Origin of the sequence: Halobacterium salinarum DSM 3754, from assembly GCF_008124605.1 — an archaeon.
Classification (GTDB): domain Archaea; phylum Halobacteriota; class Halobacteria; order Halobacteriales; family Halobacteriaceae; genus Halobacterium; species Halobacterium salinarum.
Genome location: NZ_VRYN01000001.1, coordinates 647,153 through 669,494, shown reverse-complemented (window position 1 = coordinate 669,494; position 22,342 = coordinate 647,153). Strand labels below are relative to the sequence as shown.

Genomic DNA, 22,342 nt, shown 5'->3' with positions numbered 1-22,342 from the left:
ACGGCGCTCGCCGCGCGCGGCGCGCTCAGAACGGGGCCTGTGGGCCTTCGTCCTCGGCGCTCTCCTCGGTGTCGCCGTCCTCGCCCGGGAACGACGGCGTCATCCCGCTGCTGTCGCCCATGCCCGTGCCCGCGTTGACGACATCGATCTCGGGGATCTCCTTGGTCATGCGGGACTTGATCGCTTGGATGGTCATCGGTGAAATCCCGCAGCCCGAACACGCACCGCCGAGCTGGAGGTCCACGACGCCGTCCTCCCGGTTGATGTTCTGGACCGCAGCGGTGCCGCCGTGCATCTGAATCTGTGGGAAGTTCCGACGGAGGAAGTTGTCGACGCGCTCCTCTAGATCCGACCCGTCCTGGCTCTCTGCGCTCATGTGTCCGGGTTGGCACTCACCCCGCTTAGGCCTTTTCGTCGGCTTGGCCACCGATCCCGAACTGGTCGCGGAGGTGCACGCAGATGCGGTCGGTGTGTTCGTCGATCACGTCGCGCGCGTGGTCGGCATCGACCTGGACGCCCGCCAGCCGGTCCAGCGGGTCCGCTGGCAGTTCGACGCTGAACCCGCTGTCAGCCTCGTAGAACGGCTCGCTCTCCGAGAGCACCTGCTGGTCGATGGCGTGGACGAGCTTGCGGTCGTAGGTCCCGTTCATGTCGTCGAACGCCCGCTTGTAGGCGGTTTCGAGCTTCGGGAAGTAGTCGACGTACTTCTGTTCCTCGAACTCTTCGGCCGTGAGATCGCTCATACTCGCCGTTTGGACGCCCGCCTGCAAGTGCCCGTCGGAACCTCCCGCACACAGCGCGCCCGCCAGTGGGTGCGATCCAGTTTTCGGCGTGGATGGCGGCCGTCGCATCCAGCCATCATCCGTTCGCACGACTGGTCGTGTTCTGCCCCCCCGTTGGATCGTTCTGTATCGTAGAAATTGGTTTATGGCTCGCCGTTGGTCGCAGTCGCGTTCGCCATGCTCGACTGGGAGCCAGTCCCCACGTGGGTGGCTCCAACCCGGTACTTGCGTCTTGCCGACCGGTGGCTCGGGTGCACCCCGAGCGTCGCTGGCCTGATCGCAGCATCACTCGGACGCCGGGCGCACCTGTGCTGGCGGGCTGCGATCCCCTCGGTTGGACTCCTGACCGCGCACGGTTGCCATCGTAGTCACCGTGCCATCCCGGCCCGCCACTACAATAAAGCACATACTGCAATACAGAACTCACGTGGCACAGTTGTTCACGAGTTCAATGATCGGGATCCTGAGGGATAGCAGCTCAGTCACACGGCACCAAACAGCCGGGCCACCCTCAAAGAGGGGGTCTCGTGGCGGCGGCCGCCCGCCTTACGCTGGCCGTCCACAGCGGCCGCCAGCACATAGTTAATATAACTACACAACGTACAGACGCAGATGACCACGCTGGACGCCGGTGCAGCCAGCCCGGTTCACGTGCTGTACGTGAACGACGACGACGACTTCGCTGAACTCACTCGCAGGAAGCTCCAGAGCGCGCCGGCATCGTTTACCGTCACCACGGTGGGGACCGCAGCCGATGCACTCGCCCGGCTCGACGAATCGGCAATCGACTGCGTCGTCACGTCGTACTCGCTGCCGGACACCACGGGGATCGACCTCCTCGAACGGATTCACGACACCGACCACGATCCGCCAACGATCCTGTTCACTGGCCGGGGCAGCGAGCGGATCGCAAGCGAGGCGACGCGCGCGGGCGTCTCCGACTACCTCCCGATTCATGCCGGCCAGCGCAGCTTCGAGTTGCTCGCGCGCCGCGTCCGGACGCTCGCCGAGGCAGCCCGCAAGGAGACGGTCGCCGAGGAGATGTCGGACCGGTTCCGACGGACGCTCGAACGCTCCACGGACGCCGTCTACGCCGTCGACGAGGACTGGCGCATCGAATACATGAACGAGACGATGGCCGACCGCATCGACTGTGATCGTGACGCCGTGGTCGGCACCGTACTCTGGGAGGAGTTCCCCTCGCTGGTCGGGACGCCCCTGGAAGAACAGTACCGCACGGCGATGGAAACCGGCGAGTCGGTGTCGTCCGAACAGCGCCTCGGCGCGCCCTTCGACTACTGGGTCGACGTTCGGGCGTTCCCCGACGACGACGGGTTGACCGTGTTCTCCCAGGAGATCACCGACGAGCGCGAGCAGGCCCTGGCGCTGGAGCGCAGCGAGACGATCCTCCGCCACATCCACGATGTCGTCTTCGTCGTCGACGATGCGGGCGTCGTTGAGTTCGCCAACGCCGCCGCACAGCGCGTGATCGGCGGCACACAGTCCGCGCCGCTGGTCGGTCACCACCTGCCGACGATCATCGAGGACCGCGGCAGCACCGCCGACGCGACGAGCGTTTCGGACGCGATCGACTCGACGCTGGCGGAACTCGAAAGCGACGGCGGCACCGCCGGATTCTACGATGTCAACCTGCCAATCGACTTCGACGCCGGCAACGACACCCGCACGCTCGACGTTCGGTTCACGCCGTTCCGGACTGCGGTCGACCGCCAGGTCCTGGTTGTCGGGCGAGACATCACCGAGCAAAGCGACGTGCGGCGACACCTCGAACGCGAGCGGGACGCACTCCGGGAGATCCAGCGCGTCGTGGCTGAGACGGAGCTGTCCGTCGACGAACGCCTCGAAGCGCTGCTGGCGGTGGGGTGTCAGGCGTTGGACCTGGAGATCGGGATCGTGTCCCACATCCACGGCGAGCAGTACACCGTCAAAGCCGCACACACGTCCGGCGTCGACATCGCGCCCGGCGACGAGTTCGATCTGGCGACGACGTACTGTGAATCAGTCGTCCGCAGTGACACCGTCTGTTCGTTCAGTGACGCCACCGCCGACGGGCGCGAGACCCACCCCGCCTACGAGGAGCTCGGCCTCCAGTCGTACGTCGGCGCGCCGCTGATCGTGGACGGCGACCGCTACGGGACGATCAACTTCTCCAGTCCGGCCACGCGGGTCGCCGACTTCGACGCGATCGAGGAGACGCTCGTCGAGCTGCTGGCGGAACTCGTCAGCGCGGAACTCTCCCGGGGCCGCGACCGCGCGGAACTCCAGCGTCGCCAGTTCCTCTTCGAGCGCATGCAGGAGACCGCCAACGTCGGTGTGTTCGAGTACGCCCCGTCGACGGGGTCGCTCGAGTGGTCCGACGGCGTCCGCCGGATCCACGGCGTCGATCCGGGGTACGAGCCGTCGTTCGACGACGCGATCGACGCCTACCATCCCGACGACCGGGAGACGATCGCAGCGGCCGTCGACCGTGCACTCGACGAGGGGGAGCCGTACGACCTCGATCTCCGGATCGTGCGTCCGGACGGCGTGGTGCGTGACGTCCGCGCGTGGGGCGAGCGCGTCGACAGCCCACAGCACGGTGCTCGGACGCTGCGGGGAGTGATCCAGGACATCACCGGGCGGAAGTCCCGGGAGCGCGAGCACAAAGCGCTCGCCGAGGAGTACGAGGCGCTCCTGGAGACGTCCGGTGACGCGATCTTCCTGCTCGACGTCGACACCACCGGCGACGAGCCGCGCTTCGAGTTCGCGCGGCTCAGCCCCGGCTACGAGGCCCAAACCGGCTTGGAGACGGCGGCGGTCAAAGGGAAGACGCCGCGGGAGATCTTCGGCGACGAACAGGGCAGCGAGGTCGCCGCGAACTACCGCCGCTGTGTCGACGAGTGCGCCCCGATCTCGTACCGCGAGGAGTTGGATGTCGGCCCGGACGCCCGGTTCTGGGATACGGGGTTGGCACCGGTGGTCGTCGACGGCGAGATCGTTCGCATCGTCGGCATCGCGCGCAACGTCACCGACCAGGTCGAGCGCGAGCGCAGCCTCGAAGCAACCAACCAGCGCCTGGAGTCGCTCATCGAGGCAACCCCGCTTGCGGTGATGGAGATCGACCCGGACGGCACGGTCACGCGCTGGAACGACGAGGCCGAGTCGATGTTCGGGTGGACCCGCGAGGAGGTGGTCGGCGAGTTCAATCCGGTCGTTCCGGACAGCCAGCGCGACGAGTTCGAGGACCACCGTCAGCGCGTCCTGGGCGGCGAGCGGATCCGCGGGATGGAGCTGCGCCGCCAGACGAAGTCGGGTGGCGACCTGGATGTGCTCCTGTCCGCCGCGCCGGTCCCGGGCGCTGACGGGGAGACGACCAGCCTCCTCGCCGTGCTTGAGGACATCACTCCCCAGAAGCAACTGGAGGCGAAGCTGCGCGCCCTCCAGGAGACTGCGCGGCGGCTCACGAGCGCGCAGTCGAGCGCGGCGGTGGGTGAGATCGCCGTCGAGGTGGCGGCCGACGTGCTCGGGTACGACCTCACCGCCGTCTGGGAGCACGACGAGCAGTCGGCGTCGTTGGTGCCACTCGCCGCGACGGGCGCCACGCGGGAGGCGTTCGACGACATCCCGACCCTGCAGTCCGGCGACAGCCTCGCGTGGGACGCCTTCGAGTCCGCGGAGCTGCACGTGTACGACGACCTCGAACACCAGTCCGATCTGGTGGCGTCGGGGACCCCCCTGGAAAGCGGCCTGTTCGTGCCCCTCGGCGGGTTCGGTGTCCTCGGTGTGGGGGCGACCGCCGGGCAGACGTTCTCGGACACCGACGTTGATCTGTTCCGGATCCTGGGGTCGACCGTGGCAGCGGCGCTCGCTCGCGCGACCCGCGAGACCGAACTGCAGCGACAAAACGAGCGCCTCGATCAGTTCGCGAGCGTCGTCGCCCACGACCTCCGGAACCCCCTCTCGGTCGCCACAGGGTTCCTGGATATCGTCGCGGACACCGGGGAGTTGGAGTACCTCGACCGGATCGAGTCCGCCCACGACCGCATGGCGCGGCTCATCGACGACCTGCTCACGCTGGCCAGCGGCGAGTCGACGGTCACCGACGCCGAGTGCGTCGACTTGCACGCAGTGACGACCGAGTCGTGGGGCTACGTCGACACGGCCGAAGCGACGCTGTGCGTCCGCGACGACCTCCGCACTGTGTCCGGCGACGGCAGCCGACTGACCCAACTGTTCGAGAACGTGTTCCGGAACGCCGTCGAACACGGGGGCGCTGCTGTCACGGTGACGGTCGGCCAGCTCGCCGACCGCGAGGGGTTTTACGTCGCCGACGACGGCGACGGGATCCCCGAAGACGAGCGCGGCGACGTGCTCGATCACGGCGTCACCTCAAGCGACGCCGGCACCGGGTTCGGGCTGTCGATCGTCGAGGACATCGCCAAAGCCCACGGCTGGGCGGTCGTCGTGACGGCGGGCGCGGACGGCGGCGCGCGCTTCGAGTTCGAGACCGATCCCTGACCGCGGTGCTAGTCGCCGCCGCGCTGGGCGGCGAGCACGCCGCTGGCGGCGTCCAGGAACGCCCGCTCGTTGCCCGCCGGCACGGTTGCACCCGCGGCGGCCTCGTGGCCGCCCCCGTCGCCGCCGGCCGCAGCCGCGGCCTCTCGAACGACCACCGCGAGATCCACGCCGGCGTCGACGACCCTGGCGGTGGCGCGCGCCGACACCTTCACCGCGGGCTCGTCGTCCTTGGCCGCGAACGCGACGATGGGGCGGTCGTTCTCGGTTTCGTCGCCGCTCAGCGCCATCCCAGCGACGATGCCCACGATGGTCTCCCGGATGCGGTCGTCGGCGTGGAACCACTGGAGGTCGTCCTCGACGGTGACGCCCTCCCGTGTCACCCACGACACGCCCTCGGAGAGCGTTTGCCGGTGTTCCTCGCGGAGCGACCGCGCGCGCTCAAGCGCGTCACCGCGGTCCCCCATGCAGACCGCGAGCCCGACGTCGGCGCGCTCGTAGCGCGCCGTCGCGTTCAGCAGCGTGGCGAACTCGCTTGCGTCCCGCAGCGCGGTGCCGGGCTCCTCGTCGGTGAGCGTGTACGTCGTGCCCACGAGGGTCGTCACTTCCGCGCTGGGAACGCCGGTCCGGACGGCGCGCTTGACGAGCGCGCTGACGACGGTTCGGCGCTCGTCGTGGTCCAGTGACGCCCACGTCCGCCAGTCGCCGCCGTCGTGGAGGTCGACATCGAGGGCGTCGAGGAACCGGATCGCGCCCTGGTGGTCGTTCGTGATGCCCGGGATGTACAGCTCGCTTGCGTACTCCAGGAGCCTCGGCAGCGGCCGCGTCTGCGTGCCGTACAGCGCGAGCCCGGTGGCGGTGTCCAGCACGCCCGCCTCGACGCCGTCGGCCGCGACGCGGGTGTTCGCGCCGACGAGTTCGCCGTCGACGGTTTGGCGGTCGCCGACCGCGCCGACGACAGCCAGCGCCGCCAGATCCGTGGCGTCCGCTCCGAGCAGCGCCCGCGCAAGCACGTAGGTCGCGCCCGCACCGGACAGCTCGGTGCCGCCGTCGACGCCCTCCAGCAGCGGGTTGAGGTGGTAGTCGGTGGCGGCGTTCTCGGCGGGCTGGTGGTGGTCGGCGATCACCGGCGTGAACTCGCCCGCCCGCTCGTGGGCGGTGATCGCGTCCAGTTGCCCGCTGCCGAAGTCGGTGAACAGCACTGTCCCGTGGTCAGCGCCCGCAATGTCGGCGATTTCCTCGTCGTCGAGTTGCTTCGAGAACACGACCTCGTGGGGGATGGCCGCACGCTCCAGGGCCGTCGACGCGATGCCCGCGCTCGTCAGGCCGTCGGCGTCGATGTGCGACGCCACGAGGACGCTGTCGGCGTCCCGCAGGGCGTCCGCGCAGGCCGCTGCGCGCTCGGCCAGCGCCGGCACGGGGGGGCCGTCGGTGTCCATCACTCCCGGATAGCGCGCACTCGCGTAAAAACGTCCGCCTACGCGTCCTCGATGGTGGCCCGCGCCAGCGCCTCGAAGCCGGCGTCGTCGGGCACCACGTCGACGCTGATGCCGTGGTCGGCGGCCGTCTCGGCCGTCGGCGGGCCGATGGCACCCACCGTGGCGTCGGCGAGCCCCTCGCGGGCGGCCGACTCGATGCCGCGCTCGCGGGCGGCCGCCAGCCAGTGCTCGACGGTCAGCGAGGACGTGAACAGCGCCGCGTCGAGATCGCCGGCGGCGGCGAGTTCCGTGGAGTCACCCGCGCCCGCCGGACGCGTGAGCGCGTACAGCACCGTTTCGTGGACGTACGCGCCGGCCTCGGCCAGCCCGTCAGTGAGCACCGCCGAGCCGTGGTCCGAGCGCGCCACCTCGACGCGCGCGCCGTCGATGTCGCCGTCCAACGCGGCGACGAGCCCGGCGCTGGTGTACTCCTCGGGGACCACGTCGACCGTCCAGCCCGCCTCGCGGCAGGCGTCGGCGGTCGCCGGCCCGATGGCTGCCAGCCGCCCGCCGCCCGGCGTCCACCCGCTGTCGGCGGCGAGTTCGACGCCGGTCTTGCTCGTGACGACGACGACAGCGCCGTCCCCGCGGGGGACAGCCCCGGTCGGGTCGACGGCCAGCATCGGATCCGGAACCGGCACAGCGCCCAGGTCGTCGAGCAGCGCGACGGCGTCCGCGATGCGGTCGTCGTCGGGCCGGAACACCGCGGCGTTCACGGCTCGCCCTCCACCCCGTCCCAGAGGCCAGCGACGCCGCCGATGACGGTGATCGCGGGCGGCGAAATCCCCGCCTCGTCGCGGGCCGCAACGATCGTGGCCAGGGTGCCCGTGGCGACCTGCTGGCCGGGCCGCGTTCCCTTCTCGACGAGCGCAACCGGCGTCTCGGGGTCCATCCCCGCGTCCCGGAGCGCGGCGGTGTACTCCGGCAGCTTCCCGACGCCCATCAACACGACGATGGTGCCGCCGGTGTCGGCCAGCGCCCCCCAGTCGACGGCGGATTCGTCCTTGCCGGGGTCCTCGTGGCCGGTGACGAACGACACCGAGGAGGCGTGGTCGCGGTGCGTGACCGGGATGTCGGCCGCCGCCGGCGCGGCAACCGGCGACGTGACGCCCGGCACGACCTCGAAGTCGACGCCGTGCTCGGCGAGGTACAGCATCTCCTCGCCGCCCCGCCCGAACACGAACGGGTCGCCGCCCTTCAGCCGCACCACGTCGTTGCCGTCCTCGGCGAGCTCGACGAGTCGCGCGTTCGTCTCCGACTGGGGGGTGCGCTCGCCGCCCGCGCGCTTCCCGACGTCCTCGCGTTTCCCCTCGGGGATCGACGACAGGATCTCCGGACCGGGGAGCTTGTCGTGTAACACCACGTCGGCCGCCTCCAGCAGCCGCGTCGCCTTCACCGTCAGCAGCTCCGGATCACCGGGGCCGCTCCCCACGAGGTAGACTGTGCCGGTCATTTCAGGCCTCCGTGCGCGCGTCCTCGATGAGGTCCGCGGCACCCCGATCGCGCAGGTCGGCGGCGAGTTCGCGGGCGTCCGTCGCGTACTGCTCGGCGTCCAGCTCGCGGGTCTCCCCGACCTGCTCGCTGCCGTCCTGGCTGAACACCTGCACGGCCGTCCGGATGGTGTCACCCTGCACGAGGGCGTGCACGCCGATGGGCGCGATGCAGCCGCCGCCAAGCTCCTCGAGCACGACGCGCTCGGCGGTCACTTCCACGCGCGTCCGGACGTGTTCGAGGGCGTCCCGGAGCGTGTCGACCACGTCGCTGTCCCGGCGCGCGGTCACACAGAGCGCCCCCTGCCCCGTCGCCGGCACGTGCGTGCCCGTCGACAGCTCCTCGATGCCGACGTGGTGCAGCAGGCCGGTGCGCTCCAAGCCCACGCGCGCCATCACCAGCGCGTCGTACTCGGTGTCCGGGTCGCGCTCCATCGCGGACTGCTGGAGCGGCGTCAGCGAGTCGAACCACTCCGTGACCGACTGCTCGAACTCGCTGCTCGACGCGGTGTCGTCACCGTCGTCGGGGGCTCTTTTTTCGCCGTCCTCGGTGTCGAGGTTCTCGACGCCCGCCTCGATGTCGGCGGTGTAGTCGCCGCGGCGCTGTTCGCGGGCGTCCCGGGATTGGGCTTCCTTCTCGGCCTCGGTGCGGCGCTCGTGCTCGCGGTGCAGCGCCGGCGCGAGCAGCTTCTCCACGCGCGTGCCGACGTTCCCGCGGATGGGCTCGACGTCGAGGCCGGGCCGGTGGGCCTGCACTTGCGCGCCCCGCCGCAGGCTCGCGGTGCCCACGACACTGCCGGCCGGCAGGTCTTCGAGATCGGTGCCGCCCGGAGTGACGAGCACGTCCGCGGGGTTCTCCCGGTGGGGCACCGCGGCCACAACGAGGTCCTCGGGAACCTCGGTCGGCACGTCTTTCATCGAGTGCACGGCGGCGTCGACGGTGCCCTCCATGACCTCCTGGTCGAGCGCGCGCACGAACGCGCCGGTCTTCCCGAGGTCGCTGATGAGCGCGTCGGTCACGCGGTCGCCCTCCGTCTCCACTTCAACGAGTTCGACGTCGTGGCGGCGGTCCTCGAGGGTGTCGACGACCTCGCCGGCCTGCCGGAGCGCGAGGTCAGACCCCCGTGTCGCGAGTCGAATCTGCTGGCTGCTCATGTCTCAGCCTCCGCGCTCCCGATTGAAACCCTCTGCGTTCCGCTGCGGCGGCGTTCCTACACGCGCTCGTTCTCCCGGAACTCCGCGCGCCACTCCCGGAACCCCGACGGCATCACCACCACTCCGCGGCGGGCGCGCACGTACAGGATGGCGAGCGCGGTCCCGCCAACCACCGCAGCACCGAGCAACACGCCGCCCCGCGGTGACCCGCTCCTCAGCGACGGCCCGCGGAACAGCGCCACCAGCCCGTACACCAACACCACATCGACGGCGGTCGCCAGCAGCGGTGCGGTCGCCAGCAGCGGCGTGGTGCGCGCCATCCCCAGCAGCGTCGCGTCCGTCGCGTTCCGGATCGCCCGCGTGTCCAGGTACGCCGCGATCGGGAACGCCAGGTAGACTCCGACCGCCGGCACGCCGAACGCGACCGCCGGCAGGTAGACGGCTGCCTCCACCGAGGCGTACGCCTCCGGCACCACCACGATGATGCCAACCATCCAGGCCGCGGCCACGACCCAGAGCGCCACCACCAGCGGGAGGGCACCGATCCAGTACCACGACCGGGAGCGCACGCGATGCTCGCTCATGGTCGGCCTATGGACTCGTGCCTCTTATACAGGTAGTACACGGCGAGCGCCACTTGCAGCGGCTGCACCACGACCCCCACGAGGCCGACCAGGCCGTAGCTCGCGGGGTCGGGTTGCCAGTCGCCGCGCACGGCCGCGACCGCCTCGGCGTCGCGGAAAACGGCGACCGGGAACACCAGCGAGACGATCATCCCGACGAACGCAAGCAGCACCGCGACCACGATGAGTGCGAGGCTGACGACGCCGAACCCGGCGCTGACGCGTACGGCCGGCCCGCCGGCAACCACGCCCGTGACCAGAAGCACTCCCACCACGGCCGCGAACGCGACCCCGACGGCGGAACCCACCACCCAGTAGGCGGGCACCGCCGCCACCCAGTACCACCACTCCGAGTCCACTCCGTCGGGCTGTTCGCCGATCTCTCGGGCGTGATCCGGGCCGCCGCCGCCCGGCGTGATCGGGTCGCTTCGGCGGCCGCCACTGCCGTCCGCATCGTCGCCGCGGTCGGACACCATGCCGGGGCGTTCGACGTGCTGTGAGAAAAACCCCCGCCGCAGACCCCCTCAGAGCGCGTTCCGGTACGCCTCGATGGTCTCGTCGACGTCCGCCTCGGTGTGGCCGTACGAGACGAACTGTGATTCGAACTGGTTCTGGGAGAGCAACACGCCGGCGTCCAGCAGCTGCGGGCGGAACACGCGGTTCCAGCGCTGGACGGCGGCGTCGCCGACGTCGGCCCCGGTTTTCGGGCAGGCGGCGTGGCGCTCACAGTCGGGCTCCTGGCGGCAGCCGTCGGTGCACGCGCCCGACTGCGCGTCGCCATCGCGCGTGAACACCACTTTGAACATACTATCACGGCCCACGACAGTGTACGCGGGCGCGTGTTCGGCGACCACCGCTGCCAACCCCTCGCGGAGCCGCCCCCCGAGGCGGTTCACGTGCTCGTAGACGTCGTTTTCGGCGGCGTACTGGAGCGTCTCCAGGCCGGCCGCCATCGTCACCGGATGCCCGGAGAACGTCCCCGCCTGGAACACGTCGCCGGTCGGCGTGAACTCCTCCATGACGTCCGTGCGGCCGCCGATCGCGCCGACCGGGAAGCCGCCGCCGATGATCTTCCCGAACGTCGTGACGTCCGGGGTGATGTCGAATTCGGACTGCGCGCAGCCCAGCCCGCCGACCCGGAAGCCCGTGATGACCTCGTCCCAGATCAGCAGCGCGCCGTGGTCGTGGGTGAGGTCCCGCAGCGTCTCGTGGTAGCCCGCGACCGGCTCGACGATGCCCTTGTTCGCCAGGATCGGCTCGACGAGCACGGCGGCGATGTCGTCGCCGTGGGTCTCGAACACCTCAGTGACAGCGTCGGCGTCGTTGAACGGCACCGGGATGGTGTGCTGGGCGAACGCCGGCGGGATGCCCGCGGAGGAGGGGCCACGGTGATCGGCGTCGCCCTCCACGAGCGTGGACTCCTGTGCGCCGTGATAGCCGCCCTGCATCACGACGATCTTGTTCCGGCCGGTGTAGCCGCGGGCGAGCCGCACGGCCGACACCGTCGCCTCGGTGCCGGAGTTCACGAAGCGCAGCAGCTCCACGCTGGGGACGTGGCGCGCCACGAACTCGGCGTGCTCGACTTCGATCTCGGTCGGTGTGCCGAACAGCGGGCCGTCGCTGGCGCGGCGCTGGATCGCGGCCGTGACCGGCTGGGGGAGGTCGTGGCCCAACAGCAGCGGGCCGAGCCCCATCACCCAGTCGATATACCGGTTGCCGTCGGCGTCGATGACGTGGCCGCCGTCCCCGGACTGCACGAACGTCGGGTACGGCTGTGGCGCGGCTCGCACGGTGGAGTTTACGCCGCCGACGAGCACGTCGAGCGACCGGTCGTAGAGCTCCCGGGACGTCTCGCGGTTCATGCCCTCGGGTTGGGCCGGTCCCCGAAAATAGGTGTCGGGTTCGGCGCTCGATCCGGCGGCGACCACCGTTCTCGCAGGCGAACGCACCGGCGTGTTCACTCGCTTGGGCGCGCCGTGGTGTCGCCGGCCAGCAGCAGGCCGACCGCGTCGTTAAGCGCGTGGACGGCCATCACGACCGGGAGGCTGTGCGTCCAGAGGTAGAGCGCGAGCAACACGACGGTCGGTTGGGCCATCTGGACGGCGGCGGCCCGCGACCAGTGCTCGCCGACGTGGGCGGCGAGGAACGCCACGAGGGAGACGGCGGCCGCGAGCAGCGGGCTCCCGGTGAGCGCGGTCACGCGCTCGACGGCGTACCCCCGATAGGGGACTTCCTCAGTGACACCGGCCGTCCCGGCGACGACCAGTCGCTCGGCCACCGAGCGGTCCGTGAACGCCGCCATCCCGTCCCGCATCGCGTCTGCCGTGCCCAGCGCCTCCCACAGCGGCGAGAACAGGAGTGCGCTGCCGAGCATCGCGGCGAGGCCGACGGCGGTGTGGTACGCGAACGGCAGCGGGCCGGCGACCGTCCAGCCGATGGACGAGAGCGGCCGTCCCTCGACGGCGAGGACGTAGCCGGCGACGGCGGCCGGCACTAGCCACTTCCAGACGTGCGGTTCGAGGCCGTCGCTCGGCCGCCCGAGCCGGTCCTGCAGTCGGGACACCGCCTCGAAGCCGCCGAGCGAGAGCGCGAGGCCGCCCAGGACGACCACCCAGTCCATCCGCCGTCAGAGGGTCTCGGCCACGTCCTCGGCGAAGTACGTGATGATGAGGTCCGCGCCCGCGCGCTTGATCGACAGCAGGCTCTCGTGGGCGACCGATTCGAGGTCCAGCCAGCCCTTCTCGGCGGCGGCGTGCAACATCGCGTACTCCCCGGAGACGTTGTACGCCGCGACCGGGCGGTCGAACTCGCGGCGCACGTCGCTCACCACGTCGAGGTACGGCAACGCGGGCTTGACCATCAGCACGTCCGCGCCCTGCTCGACGTCCAGGGCGACCTCGCGGCTGGCCTCCCGCCGGTTGGCGGGGTCCATCTGGTAGTGGCGGCGGTCACCGAACGACGGCGCGCCGTCGGCGGCGTCCCGGAACGGCCCGTAGAACGCCGACTCGTATTTCGCGGCGTAGCTCATGATCGGCACGTCGCTGAACCCCGCGTCGTCGAGGGCAGTCCGGATCGCATCTACCATGCCGTCGGTCATCGCCGACGGCGCAATCATCTCCGCGCCCGCCTCGGCGTGCGACACCGCCGTTTCCGCGAGCAGCGACAGCGTCTCGTCGTTTTTGACCGTGAGCGTGGGGTCGGTGTCGGCGTCCGCCTCGACGACCCCGCAGTGGCCGTGGCTGGTGTACTCACACAGACAGACGTCGGTGATGACGTAGGCGTCGGTCTCGCTGGTGATGCGCCGCGTCGCCTCCTGCACGATGCCGTCGTCGGCGTACGCCCGGCTCCCGGTGTCGTCTTTGGACGCCGGGATGCCGAACAGCACGATGGCCTCGACGCCGGTGTCGAGGATCTCCCGGGTCCGGTCGACGGCGTCGGCAAGCGGGACGCGCTCCTGGCCGGGCATCGACGGGATCGGGGTGCGTTCGTCCGCCGTCGCGTCCACGAACACGGGCGCAACCAGGTCGGCGGGGGTCAACGTCGTCTCCGAAACCAGATCACGGACGCCGTCGCGGCGGAGTCGCCGCGGTCGGTGTGGAAGCTCCATGTGTTGTCCTCCGGCCGGCCCCGCAAAAGCGTTCGCGGAACCATCGGTCCTGACCGCTACCAGGATGCCCACACCCCCCAGGCCGCCGGCCGGATTCCACAACCGGGTTGGCGGTGTCACATCTCCGGGGCGTGTGGACGGGAACCACCTCCAGTTCTACGCGCTGTACGTCTCGCGGCCTCGCTGCTCGGACTCGCGACCGCCGGCGTGCTCTATGAGCGCTACGGCCTCGACCCCGTTTTCGACGTGCCCGCCGTGTTGTTCGTCGTGGTCTGGGTGCTGTTGGACGCCGACGACACCCGCATCCGGGGGTTCCCGTTCAGCGACCTCGCGGTGAACCGCCACGGACCGACTGTCAGTCCGCCGAGTAAAATCCCGTTCAGCGAAGCTATAACAGCCCGCCGGCGTCACTGTCTACCATGCCCGGCCCAGCATTCGCGGACGGCGACGCCGTCTCTCTCCACCCGATCGAGGACGAAGACCACGAGTTCATCCAGTACGGCCGCAACCAGCCCGACGTGCGGGTGCCGCTGACCGACACCGACATCCGCACCCTCGACGACGTTGCGGAGTCAGTCGAGGACTCGGACGATCGCTTTCTCATCTGCGTCGACGACCGTGACGACTCGACGGACGGGCCCGCGAGCAGCGACGCCGACAACCCGACGCCGGTCGGCGAGGTGGCGTTCGCGTGGGTCAGCCAGGCGGGCGAGCACGGCAGCCTGATGTACTGGATCGCGCCCGACCACCAGGGCAACGGCTACGTCACCGAGGCCACGACGCTGTTCCTCGACTACGTGTTCGGCGAGCGGGGCTTCCACAGGGTCGACGCCCACGTACTCGCCCCCAACGAGGCGTCGCAGGCGGCCCTGGAGAAACTGGGGTTCGAGCGCGAGGGCCAGCGCCGTGACGACGCCATCGTGGACGGCGAGTACGTCGACACCTACACCTACGGGCTGCTCGACCACGAGTGGCTGGACGACTGAGTCGGCGCGTCGACTGGTGTCGCGGCGACCACACCGGCCTCCGACGCGCGAACCAGTTCAGTCGTGCGATGGCACTCAGTCGGCAGCCGCCGGTGTCTCGCTGACACCGCTCGCGGCGGCACCGCCGCTCGCCTCGATGGCTTCCACGAGCAACTCGGTGACGTCCGTGATCTCGATGTCGTCCTCGTAGCCCCCGGTCTTGCGGCCGTCCTCGTACATCGTCATGCACATCGGGCACGCGACGACGAACCGGTCGACGTCCGGCCCCGCGTCGGTGTCCTCCAGTGCCTCCCGGATGCGCTCCTCGCTGGGTTTCGGCTCCTCGTCGAAATCCATCCAGAGGCCGCCGCCGCCGCCGCCACAGCAAAAGGAGTCGCTGCGGTTCCGGGGCATCTCGTCGAGCGTGACGCCCGTGGCGCGCACGACCTCACGGGGGGCCTCGAACTCGCCGTTGTACCGCCCCAGATGGCAGGGGTCGTGGTAGGTGACGGTGTCGTCGAGCTCCGTGCCCGAGAGTCCGAGCGCGCCCTCGTTCACGAGGCCCTCGACGACCTGCGTGTAGTGGTAGACCGAATCGGCGTTCTCGAAGCCGAACTGGTCGTACTCGTTGGAGAAGGTGTTGTACGAGTGGGGGTCCGTGCAGACGATCTTCTCGTAATCGCAGTCGTCGAACGCCGCGATGTTGTCCTCGGCGAGCATCTCGTAGAGTCCCTCCTCGCCCACGCGGCGGATGTCGTTGCCGTCGTTTTGCTCGTCCTCGTAGAGGATGCCGTAGTCGACGCCCGCCGTCTCGAAGACCGTCGCCAGGGAGCGTGCGATGTGCTGGTTGCGCTCGTCGTAGCTCGGGTAGTCGCCGACGTACCAGAGGTACTCCACGGACTGCTCGCGGGCGTCCGGAACCTCGAAGTCCAGGTCGTCGGCCCAGTCCGGGCGCGTGCGGTCCGGCTCACCGAACGTGTTGCCCTTCTGGAAGGCGTTCATCACGGCGTCCTCGACGTTCTTGTTCATCTGTCCGGACTCCGTGAGCCGGCGGTTCATCTCCGTGAACTGCGTGACGTGCTCGATGTCCACCGGGCAGGCGTCCATGCACGCCATACAGGACATGCAGGACTCCATCGTCGACGCGTCGATGACCGAGGTGCCGCCGTCGGCGACGATGTCGACCTCCTCGCGGTCGCCGGACGCCACGCCCTCGCGGTAGGATTTCAAGTCCAGAATCACGTCCCGCGGGTCCAGGGGGCGGCCGGCAGCCTTCGCCGGGCACACCGACGAACAGCGGCCACACTTCGTGCAGGCGTCGTGGTCGAGCAGCTGCTTCCAGGAGAAGTCCTCGATCTCCGACGGGCCGATCTCCTCGGGGCTGGCGTCCGCGGGGACGCGGGGGAGCCGGCGGCCGGCGTCCGCGTCGCGGGCGACGAGGTTGGCGTAACTGGAGATCATGTGGAACGGCTTGGCGTACGGGACCGCGGCGACGAACCCCAGCGCCAGGATCGAGTGACTCCACCAGATGACGGGGTAGGCCGCGGCCGCCAGTGATCCGTCGACGCCGGCGGCCGACAGCACGTCCGCGACGAACCAGCCGACGAACGAGACGGTCTCGAAGCTGGGGAAGCCGGTGCCGAGGATGCGAACGCCTTCCGTGACGTAGCCGCCGACCCCAAGCAGGAACAGCGCCCACACGAACGCGTCGTCCTCGCGGCTGGTGTGTTTCCCCCAGAGGCGCTGGTTGCGCACCCAGTACCGCCGGTAGATGGCGACCCCGACGCCGACGACGAACAACAGCCCCATGGCGTCCATCACCAGCGAGTACGAGAGGTAGAACTCACCCACGAAAAACGACGACTGGCCCAGCGCTTTCGTCCAGACGTCCATATCGATCGCGAGGATGGTGGTGCCGATGAGCAGCGTCAGGAACCCCCACAGGATGAACGTATGCATCAGGCCCGCGACCAGGTCGCGGTCGAACTGCTTTTCGTTGGACGCGACGAGCTTCGCGGCCGACACCACGCGTCCGGGGAGGTTCGACAGCCGCTCGGTCGGGTCCTCGCTGCCGCGGGCGTAGGTGGCGAACCGCTGGTAGACGCCGTACAGGAAGATCGCGACGGCCATCGCGGCGAGCCCGTAGAACATGGCCTCGCCGACGTGGCTGATGCGCCAGAACGTGGGGCGTGTGGTCTCGCCCCCCGTTTGCGCCAGCACGGTCGAATACATACCAGTATTCCGGGACAGGATCCAGATAAAGGTTGTCAACCATGCGACCACCGCATCCGGGGTGGTCACACGAGCACGGTTCCGGCGAGTCCGGCGGCGGCGGCGGTCGCCAGCCAGTCGCGGCGGGCGTACGCCAGCGGCGGGCTCGTCGGGTTCCAGGCGAAACACCGGGCGCGCAGCGCGACGGCGAGGCGGTCGGCCCGCGAGAGCGCGCGCCCCAGCCCACCCACCGCGACGAGCCGGATGCGCTCCCGGATCGACCGCTCGCCGCCGAGCCGCGCGTTCACGGCGTCCCGGCGGGCGGTGAGATCGCCCTGCAACACCGGCAGGAACCGGAACACGAGCGCGACGCCGATGCCCGTCGCGGCCCCGAGCTTCCCGGGCAGGAGCCAGCGGACGGCCGCCCGGGAGTCCCGCACGGGCGTGCTGTAGACGTAGGTGGCCGCGACGAGCAACACCAACAGCACGCGGTACGACGCGAGCGCGACGCGGGCGGCGGGGGCGATCCGGAACCACGGCTCGCCGAGCGTGAGTCCCGCCACGGCCGGCGCGGCCAGCAGGAACGGCGCGACCGCCCGGAACTCGCCGAGCACGTCCCGCACGGACGCCCCCGCGAGTCGTGGCACCACCACCGCAACCGGCGTGAGCGCCGCCAGCCCGAGGATCGTCGTGTGCGCGAACGCCGCGGCGGCGAACCCCGCCTGGAGCGCGAGCTTCGCCCGCGGATCTAGGCGGTGGAGGACGCCGCCGCCGGGCCGGTACGCCAGCGTCACGGCGGCCGCACCCCCGCGTCGGGGAGCGCGCCCCGGACGTCCGCGGGGTCGCCCCGGAGCGCGATCTCGCCGTCCCGCATCGCCACCACGCGGTCGGCCAGCGTCCAGACGTCCCGGAGGTCGTGGGTGACGACGATCAGACTCGTTCCCGCGGCGTGTAGCGCCCGCAGCCGGTCGAGGACGGACTGCCGTGCGGGCCAGTCCAGGCCCGTGAACGGCTCGTCGAGCACGAGGTGGTCGGGGCGCATCGCCAGCGCCGCCGCGATGGCCACCCGCTCCTGTTCGCCCCCCGAGAGGTCCGCGACGCGCTCGTCGCGCCGCCCGCCGAGTTCGACGGCGTCCAGCGCGTCCGCGACGCGGGCGTCGATCTCCTCGCGGGGGCGGCCGAGGTTCTCCGGGCCGAACGCCACGTCCGCGCCCACCGTCGCGCCGACGAAGCCGTCTCTCGGGTTCTGGAAGACCATCCCGACGCTCGCGCGGGCGGCCACGAGATCCTCACCAACGGGGGTGCCGTTCACGAGCACTTCGCCGTCGTCCGGTTCGAGGAGGCCGTTGCAGTGTCGGACGAGCGTCGTCTTCCCGGAGCCGTTCGCGCCCGTCACCACCACGCATTCGCCGTCAGCGACGTCGAGGCTGACGCCGTCGACGGCGACGGTGTCGCCGTAGCGGTGAACGAGGTTCCGGACCGACAGCATCAGGCGGCGTTCAGCTGGTCGCTGCGCGTGATGCCGATCGCGGCCGCGATCTTGAACGCCTCAGCGGGGATGAATGCCGCGCCCGCGACGAGGAACGCGTCCACGAGCGTGGACGGAGCGAACGCGGCCGCGAGGCTGGGGCGCTGTACGATGGCGAACCCGACCGTGCCGGCGGCGTAGATGACGACGGTGGCCGCGACCATCGCGGCGACGAGTTTCGCCACCCCCACGTCCCGTGGGTCCGCGAGTTCGGTGGTGCCGTGTGCGACGAGCCCGGTCAGAGCCGCCGCGAACGGGTACGACAGGAGGTAGCCGCCGGTCGGCGCGACGAACGTGCCGAGCCCGCTCCCGCCGCCGGCAAACACGGGTGCGCCGACGCCGCCCGCGATCAGGTACAGCACCATGGACGCGCCGCCCCAGACGGGCCCGAGGTAGAGTCCCGCGAGGAAGACCCCCAGCACCTGCAGGGTCACCGGTGCCGGCGAGACGGGGTTCTGGAACGACACGTACGCCATCGCTCCGGTCAGCGCCGCGAACACGGCGGCTCGCGCGATGTTCTCGACGGTCTGGTCGCCGACCAGCTCGACGCCGTCTGTTTCGGTTTGCATGCTTGCGTTCCGTGTGTCGTCAACTGTATTCAAACGCCTGGTTTACGACGGCGCTGGGAGCCAGCAGACATTTCACCACGGGCACACAGACTCTCACAGTACCCCAATGGACGAGAAGACCGAGGAACTCCGTGATATCTTCCAGAGTGTCACCGACAACGACACCATCACGGAATCACAGGCCGACACCCACGGCTCGCTCACCGCCGAACCAGCCGTCGAGGAGACGCTCCGCGACACCATCACCACGATGCGGGACCGCCTCGCGTTCCACACCGACCTCGACACCGCGACCCTCGTCACGGTTGTCCGCCAGTTCTACGCCGGGGACGCCGACGACGCCATCGCCGCCGCCGCCGACATCGACGCCCGGACGGTCCGCCACGCCCGTCTCGACCTCCACCTCGTCCGCGACGACGACGCGGACACACCGCTGCCCCTGGACGCCGTTCGTGACGCCGTCGCCGACCCCACTGACCCCGACCCCGACGCCGTCGCGGACGCCCTCGACGCCGCCCCCGAGGACGCAGCCGCCGCCTGCGACGTGCTCCGCGCGAAAACAGCCATTCAGCGCTCCAACGACCGCTACCGCGCCGAGTTCGAGAACGTCCTCCGCGACCGCGCGCTCACCGAACGCCTCACCGCGACCGTCCACGAGGACGGCCTCGACGACGCCACCGACGGCCAGGAGACCGACGTCGACCTCTGACGCGCCAGCGCCGACCCGCGGTCCCCATCGAATCCCCTTTCACTGTGCCCCCCGAGACGTCAGTCAATGGCACGCGGTAGCCGCGGCGACGGCCCTCTCGACCCCGACATCCCCGCCGCTGTCGACGACGCGTTCGCCTTCCTGTTCCGGAACAGCACCGTCAACGCCGTCATCGCGTGGCTGGCGGTCGCCGTGCTCGGCGGCGTCGTCCTGGACAGCGCCCTCGACGTCGATCTCCGGTGGCTGGTGTTCACCGGCGCTGTCGGCGTGATCGTCGCCGTGCCGCCGGTCGTCTTCCGGTCGTGGCGCACGATGCTGCCCTGGGAACTGCTGTGTGTCGGGCTGTTGCCCATCCTGGTGCGGGGGCTGTTCGGCGGCACCGTCGGCACGTTCGCCGTCTACGTCTCGCTGGCCGCCGTTGCACTCGTCGTCGTCGGCGAACTGCACACGTTCACGTCGCTGGCGGTCACGCACTGGTTCGCCGCCGTGCTGGTCGTGTTGGTGACGCTGGCCTCGGGGGCGGTGTGGGCGGTCTTCCGCTGGACCGCCGACCAGCATTTCGGCACCGCATACCTCACCACCAACCACGCGTTGATGACCGAGTTCGTCTGGGTGACGCTTGCGGGCCTCGCCGCCGGCGTCCTGTTCGCCCTCGCGCTCCGACGGCGAACCCGCTGGCTGCGCCGCGCCACCAGCCGGGTGACCGAGCGGTGACGCTGCTCCCCCGGCCGTCGGCAGCGACACAGCGCCTGCTCACACGCGCCATGCAGGCTGTGCTCGTCGTGATGGTGGCTTTCGGCTTCCTCGACGGCAACTCCAAGGCCGTCGTCAACGGCACCGTCACACTGCTCATCACGCTCGTGCCGGGCGCGCTCGAACGCAACTACGGCCTCCCCATGGATCCGTGGCTCGTGCTCTGGATCACCGCGGCGGCGTTCCTCCACTCGCTGGGATCGTCCGGACTGTACGTTTCCATCCCCTGGTGGGATCACGTCACGCACGCGCTGTCGGCGTCCCTGGTCGCGGGTGCCGGATACACGGTCGCGCGCGCCGTCGACTGCCACCACGACGACATCACCGTGCCACGCGAGATCGCGTTCGTCTACATCTTCGTCGTCGTGCTCGCGTTCGGCGTCGTCTGGGAGCTCCTGGAGTTCGGTCTCGACGAACTCGCCACGGCCACCGGACTGGCGATGCCGCTGGCCCAACACGGCCTCGCGGACACGATGCACGACTTCATGTACAACTCCCTGGGCGCGCTCGTGGTCGCCGTCTTCGGGCAGGCCCACCTCACGGGCGTCGCCGAAGTCGTCGCGGCCTGGTGGCGCTCGCGCCAGTAGCACGCCAACGTTCACATACGAGGCCGCGCCCACCCCGGCCCGTGACCGCCGACGACCGCGTCCCGTTCAGCGATCTCGCGACCGCCGCGTACTGTCCCCGCCAGCTCTACTACGCACGCCGCGACGACCGGGACCCGCCCCCAGCACACGACGCCGCCCGCGAACTCGCGGCCCAGTACGGCGCGCTTTCGACCGCCGATGCGTCGACCCTGGCCGCCCACGACCTCGCCGTTTCACCCCCTGAGTTCCAGTCGAACCTCGCCGCCAGCCTCGCCGTCCACTCCGTTTCTGACCCCGCCGAAACCGCCGTCTACCTGCGTGGGAAGGACGCACACGGCACGGCGGCGAAAGTCCACCACGACCCATTCGCCCCCTCGCTCGTGACCCCAGGGAGCCCACCCGAAGCGGGGGTCTGGGAACCGCAGGCAGTCCGGGCGGTCGCCGCCGCGAAAGCCCTGTCGTGGCGCGAGCAAACGCCCGTCGACCACGCCTTCGTGGAGTACGCCCGCCACGGCGTGATCCGGCGCGTCGCCCTCACTACCCGGAAGAAAGCGGCCTACCAGCGCGCGCTCCGCACCGCGCGCTCGCTGGACGGCCCGCCGCCACGGCTGCACGACGACGCCAAATGCGGGGCCTGCGACTACCGCGAGGCGTGTGGCACCGAAACCCGCAGCCTCCGGTCGCTGCTGTCGTTCGACGACGCGTAGTCAGGCGTGCTCGGCCAGCCACTCCCGGACGGCGTCGCCGACCGCGCCCGCGCGCAGTATCTCGCCGCGCGCCACGTCGACCACTGTACTCCCAGTCCCCCCCGGTGACTCCCCGGCGTCCACCACGGCGTCGACGCGCGCCCGGAACGCGGGGTCGAGAGCCGCCGGGTTCGTGACGCTTGGCTCCCCGGAGACGTTCGCGCTCGTCGCCGTCAACGGCGCGACCCGCTCCAGCAGCGCCACCGCCACCTCGCTGTCGGGCACCCGCACCCCGACGCGGTCCCGGCCGCCGGTCAGCACGTCGGGGACCGAATCGCGCTTCTCGCAGACCACCGTGACGGGGCCGGGCAGGAACTCGGCCATGAACGCCCGCTCGGTCTCGCCGACGGCGACGTGCTCGACGGCGGCTTCGACGTCCGGGAACGCGAACGACAGCGGCTTCTCCCGGGGCCGCCGTTTCGCCTCGAAGGCGGCCTCGATGGCGTCCGGATCGAGGGCGTCCGCGGCGAGTCCGTACACCGTCTCGGTCGGGAAGACCACCAGCCCGCCCTCACGGAGCGCTTCGGCGGCCTCAGCCAGGGCGTCGTCCGTACTCATAGCGGGACTACACGCTTGCTCGAAAAGGAACTTTTGACCGCGCTAAGCGAACCCCGGAACCACGAA

At 70.3% G+C, this 22,342-nt stretch carries 23 protein-coding genes; 6 read left to right on the top strand and 17 right to left on the bottom strand.

Translation table 11 applies throughout. From position 1 onward, the window contains the following. Positions 1-25: 25 nt before the first annotated feature. Together APQ99_RS03555 and APQ99_RS03550 are read right to left on the bottom strand one after the other, a co-directional pair. Positions 26-376: a NifU family protein gene (locus APQ99_RS03555; protein WP_010903744.1), complete on the bottom strand. Its 351-nt coding sequence runs from the start codon at positions 374-376 to the stop codon at positions 26-28. 25 nt (positions 377-401) lie between these two features. Then, on the bottom strand, positions 402-743 hold the full coding sequence (locus tag APQ99_RS03550; protein WP_136361631.1) for a DUF5783 family protein: 342 nt from the start codon (positions 741-743) through the stop codon (positions 402-404). 651 nt (positions 744-1,394) lie between these two features. Between APQ99_RS03550 and APQ99_RS03545 the strand changes: the two genes are divergently transcribed. After that, positions 1,395-5,300, top strand: a complete 3,906-nt coding sequence (locus tag APQ99_RS03545; RefSeq protein WP_136361630.1) for a PAS domain S-box protein — start codon at positions 1,395-1,397, stop codon at positions 5,298-5,300. An 8-nt stretch (positions 5,301-5,308) separates the two neighbouring features. Here APQ99_RS03545 and APQ99_RS03540 read toward each other — a convergent pair whose 3' ends face one another. The 10 genes from APQ99_RS03540 to APQ99_RS03495 form a co-directional block, all read right to left on the bottom strand. Next, the gene (locus APQ99_RS03540; RefSeq protein WP_136361629.1) at positions 5,309-6,736 is read right to left on the bottom strand and encodes a DHH family phosphoesterase; all 1,428 of its coding nucleotides are present in this window, start codon (positions 6,734-6,736) and stop codon (positions 5,309-5,311) included. Positions 6,737-6,774: 38 nt separating this feature from the next. Next, positions 6,775-7,515: a uroporphyrinogen-III synthase gene (locus tag APQ99_RS03535; protein WP_136361628.1), complete on the bottom strand. Its 741-nt coding sequence runs from the start codon at positions 7,513-7,515 to the stop codon at positions 6,775-6,777. After that, the gene (gene cobA, locus APQ99_RS03530) at positions 7,488-8,228 is read right to left on the bottom strand and encodes a uroporphyrinogen-III C-methyltransferase (RefSeq protein WP_010903739.1); all 741 of its coding nucleotides are present in this window, start codon (positions 8,226-8,228) and stop codon (positions 7,488-7,490) included. Before cobA ends, APQ99_RS03535 begins: the two co-directional genes overlap by 28 nt. A 1-nt stretch (position 8,229) precedes the next feature. Continuing rightward, positions 8,230-9,420: a hydroxymethylbilane synthase gene (hemC, locus tag APQ99_RS03525; protein ID WP_136361627.1), complete on the bottom strand. Its 1,191-nt coding sequence runs from the start codon at positions 9,418-9,420 to the stop codon at positions 8,230-8,232. Positions 9,421-9,476: 56 nt separating this feature from the next. Next, positions 9,477-10,004: a hypothetical protein gene (locus APQ99_RS03520; RefSeq protein WP_136361626.1), complete on the bottom strand. Its 528-nt coding sequence runs from the start codon at positions 10,002-10,004 to the stop codon at positions 9,477-9,479. Continuing rightward, positions 10,001-10,519, bottom strand: a complete 519-nt coding sequence (locus APQ99_RS03515; protein ID WP_136361625.1) for a hypothetical protein — start codon at positions 10,517-10,519, stop codon at positions 10,001-10,003. The genes APQ99_RS03520 and APQ99_RS03515 overlap by 4 nt, the downstream gene beginning before the upstream one ends. A 48-nt stretch (positions 10,520-10,567) precedes the next feature. Next, positions 10,568-11,905, bottom strand: a complete 1,338-nt coding sequence (gene hemL / locus APQ99_RS03510; protein ID WP_136361624.1) for a glutamate-1-semialdehyde 2,1-aminomutase — start codon at positions 11,903-11,905, stop codon at positions 10,568-10,570. Positions 11,906-12,000: 95 nt separating this feature from the next. Continuing rightward, positions 12,001-12,663, bottom strand: coding sequence for a CPBP family intramembrane glutamic endopeptidase (locus tag APQ99_RS03505; protein WP_136361623.1), 663 nt, complete (start codon positions 12,661-12,663; stop codon positions 12,001-12,003). Positions 12,664-12,669: 6 nt separating this feature from the next. Continuing rightward, complete coding sequence (gene hemB / locus APQ99_RS03500) at positions 12,670-13,650, bottom strand: porphobilinogen synthase (RefSeq protein WP_136361622.1); 981 nt, start codon at positions 13,648-13,650, stop codon at positions 12,670-12,672. Positions 13,651-13,806: 156 nt separating this feature from the next. Next, positions 13,807-13,995, bottom strand: coding sequence for a hypothetical protein (locus tag APQ99_RS03495; protein ID WP_136361621.1), 189 nt, complete (start codon positions 13,993-13,995; stop codon positions 13,807-13,809). Between the two features lie 74 nt (positions 13,996-14,069). On the opposite strand from APQ99_RS03495, the gene APQ99_RS03490 reads away from it, so the two are divergent. Beyond that, positions 14,070-14,636 carry a GNAT family N-acetyltransferase gene (locus APQ99_RS03490; RefSeq protein ID WP_136361620.1) on the top strand — a complete coding sequence of 189 codons (567 nt, stop codon included), beginning with the start codon at positions 14,070-14,072 and terminating at the stop codon, positions 14,634-14,636. 75 nt (positions 14,637-14,711) lie between these two features. Here the strand turns inward: APQ99_RS03490 and APQ99_RS03485 are convergent, their stop codons facing one another. The 4 genes from APQ99_RS03485 to APQ99_RS03470 form a co-directional block, all read right to left on the bottom strand. Then, positions 14,712-16,847, bottom strand: coding sequence for a (Fe-S)-binding protein (locus tag APQ99_RS03485; RefSeq protein WP_136361619.1), 2,136 nt, complete (start codon positions 16,845-16,847; stop codon positions 14,712-14,714). 65 nt (positions 16,848-16,912) lie between these two features. Further along, positions 16,913-17,620 carry an energy-coupling factor transporter transmembrane component T family protein gene (locus tag APQ99_RS03480; RefSeq protein ID WP_136361618.1) on the bottom strand — a complete coding sequence of 236 codons (708 nt, stop codon included), beginning with the start codon at positions 17,618-17,620 and terminating at the stop codon, positions 16,913-16,915. After that, a complete protein-coding gene (locus tag APQ99_RS03475) occupies positions 17,617-18,315 on the bottom strand; it encodes an energy-coupling factor ABC transporter ATP-binding protein (protein WP_010903729.1) in 699 nt (232 codons plus the stop codon). Before APQ99_RS03475 ends, APQ99_RS03480 begins: the two co-directional genes overlap by 4 nt. Continuing rightward, positions 18,315-18,923, bottom strand: coding sequence for a biotin transporter BioY (locus APQ99_RS03470; RefSeq protein WP_136361617.1), 609 nt, complete (start codon positions 18,921-18,923; stop codon positions 18,315-18,317). The genes APQ99_RS03475 and APQ99_RS03470 overlap by 1 nt, the downstream gene beginning before the upstream one ends. A gap of 106 nt (positions 18,924-19,029) precedes the next feature. On the opposite strand from APQ99_RS03470, the gene APQ99_RS03465 reads away from it, so the two are divergent. The 4 genes from APQ99_RS03465 to APQ99_RS03450 all read left to right on the top strand — a co-directional run bounded on the left by APQ99_RS03465 (position 19,030) and on the right by APQ99_RS03450 (position 21,679). After that, the gene (locus tag APQ99_RS03465; protein WP_136361616.1) at positions 19,030-19,632 is read left to right on the top strand and encodes a conditioned medium-induced protein 4; all 603 of its coding nucleotides are present in this window, start codon (positions 19,030-19,032) and stop codon (positions 19,630-19,632) included. 66 nt (positions 19,633-19,698) lie between these two features. After that, complete coding sequence (locus tag APQ99_RS03460) at positions 19,699-20,346, top strand: hypothetical protein (RefSeq protein WP_010903726.1); 648 nt, start codon at positions 19,699-19,701, stop codon at positions 20,344-20,346. Beyond that, the gene (locus APQ99_RS03455; RefSeq protein WP_136361615.1) at positions 20,343-20,972 is read left to right on the top strand and encodes a hypothetical protein; all 630 of its coding nucleotides are present in this window, start codon (positions 20,343-20,345) and stop codon (positions 20,970-20,972) included. Before APQ99_RS03460 ends, APQ99_RS03455 begins: the two co-directional genes overlap by 4 nt. 41 nt (positions 20,973-21,013) lie before the next feature. Further along, positions 21,014-21,679, top strand: a complete 666-nt coding sequence (locus APQ99_RS03450) for a CRISPR-associated protein Cas4 (RefSeq protein WP_136361614.1) — start codon at positions 21,014-21,016, stop codon at positions 21,677-21,679. Here APQ99_RS03450 and APQ99_RS03445 read toward each other — a convergent pair whose 3' ends face one another. Then, on the bottom strand, positions 21,680-22,276 hold the full coding sequence (locus APQ99_RS03445; RefSeq protein WP_010903724.1) for an L-threonylcarbamoyladenylate synthase: 597 nt from the start codon (positions 22,274-22,276) through the stop codon (positions 21,680-21,682). Positions 22,277-22,342 lie beyond the last annotated feature (66 nt).